This is a genomic window from Plesiomonas sp. (genome assembly GCF_051650925.1).
In the GTDB taxonomy this organism is placed as follows: Bacteria; Pseudomonadota; Gammaproteobacteria; order Enterobacterales; family CAMTGL01; genus Plesiomonas.
The window spans coordinates 1-1,516 of record NZ_JBOFRH010000172.1 but is presented as its reverse complement, the minus strand read 5'-3'; the positions used below and the strand labels follow the sequence as shown (position 1 = coordinate 1,516).

Below are 1,516 nucleotides of genomic sequence, written 5' to 3'. Positions count from 1 at the left end.
GATGCTCAAGAGCAGCGAGGATGAGGGCGACTTTGACAAGAACCCACTGCTGCGCTGGATCCGTAACCGCTTCAATGTCACCCACGAACTCGATGGCGAACATTTCTTTACCGTGCGTAACGGGATCCGTTTTGCCACTCCGATGTTCCTTGCTTTGGTGCTGGTTGAAATCAGTGACATCATTTTTGCGGTCGACAGTATCCCGGCTATCTTTGCCGTGACCACTGATCCGTTTATCGTCCTGACATCTAACATCTTTGCGATCATGGGCTTACGTGCGATGTACTTCCTGCTGGCAGACTTCGCCGATCGCTTTGCCCTACTGAAGTATGGTTTGGCGGTGATCTTAGTCTTTATCGGTATCAAGATGCTGATTGTGGAGTGGTACAAGCTGCCAATTCTGCTGTCGCTGGGTATCGTGGGCGCCATTTTAGCCATCTCCGTCATTGCCAGCCTGATCTACAGTGCTCGTCAAGGACGTGCCAGCCACTAAGACTGGATCGCCATAGGCAGAATACGCAACGTGTAATGTAATACACCGTTTCACCATCTGACCGATAATCCATAAAAAAGCCCGTTACGTTATACGTAACGGGCTTTTCTTATACCTACTGCACTTACCGACTATATTTCAGCGATAAACTCTCTTCTCAATGAAACCATACTTACGGTGTAACAGCGCACTGTCAGTCAAGACATTACATAACGCTTATAAAAAGCCGTTGTTATCATCATCGTCATCAAAAAAACCGCCGCCGTTATTGTCATCGGCACCGAAGCCGCCAAAATCACCGTTGTCATTGCTGTTATCGTTGCCGTTATCCGTAAATGCGCCATTTTTACCCGCATCACTCCACGGATCATTGATATCCTGACTCAACCCAAACGGGTTACTGCCATCGGTATTGCTCATCTGTGCTAACGAATCAGAGTTAGCTAAAAACGAATTAGCATCTTCCGAGGTTAATCCCGCCGCAGAGGCCGGATCGATAAAGTTATTGGTGATATTCTCCACCACCTCTGGAGCTGCCCCTGCGGTGCCCCATGCCCCTTCCCGCTCACCGGAGCTAAACAGGCCACTTAACGCATCGGAAATCAAATTCCCAGCAACCACCCCAGTCGTCATCGCCGCAGCGGTTTTCATAAAGCTACCAAACATAGATGGTTGATAGCTCGATACCGGCGGTGCAACTTGTTGTGGCGCCGCACCACGAACTCGATCGAACATGCTTTGGTTTTGGTAAGCGGCCAATTGCTGCTCTAAAGCCGCGACTTTATTCTTCGCTTCATTTAACGCCACTTCCTGCAAAATATTGCTCTGAGTCAGGCGATACAAGGCATCAGGCTGGGTCGCAATACTTTGGCTAATCAGCTGTTCGGCCTGCGGATCTTTGCTGGTCAGTGTATGTGCACGCAATCGCTCGGCCACACCCTCAATCATCATTTTTTCTTGCGGGGTCATAGACTACCTCTTACTACTTCTGATTACTGGCCCAACAGGCACATGTGATACGGG

The 1,516-nt window shown here is 49.3% G+C and carries 2 protein-coding genes; one reads left to right on the top strand and one right to left on the bottom strand.

Annotation, left to right across the window (positions count from 1 at the left end):
• The coding region (locus ACRC27_RS03950; RefSeq protein WP_438639240.1) for a TerC family protein at positions 1-493 on the top strand (493 nt) is incomplete at its 5' end.
• A 216-nt stretch (positions 494-709) separates the two neighbouring features.
• On the opposite strand, the gene ACRC27_RS03945 is transcribed toward ACRC27_RS03950, so the two are convergent.
• Entirely contained in the window at positions 710-1,462 is a 753-nt protein-coding gene (locus ACRC27_RS03945; protein ID WP_438639239.1) for a DUF2076 domain-containing protein, read from the bottom strand.
• Between the last annotated feature and the right edge of the window lie 54 nt (positions 1,463-1,516).

Excerpts from the sequence above, each read along its gene's own strand:
- ACRC27_RS03945 (WP_438639239.1), bottom strand. The coding sequence starts at position 1,462 with ATGACCCCGCAAGAAAAAATGATGATTGAGGGTGTGGCCGAGCGATTG.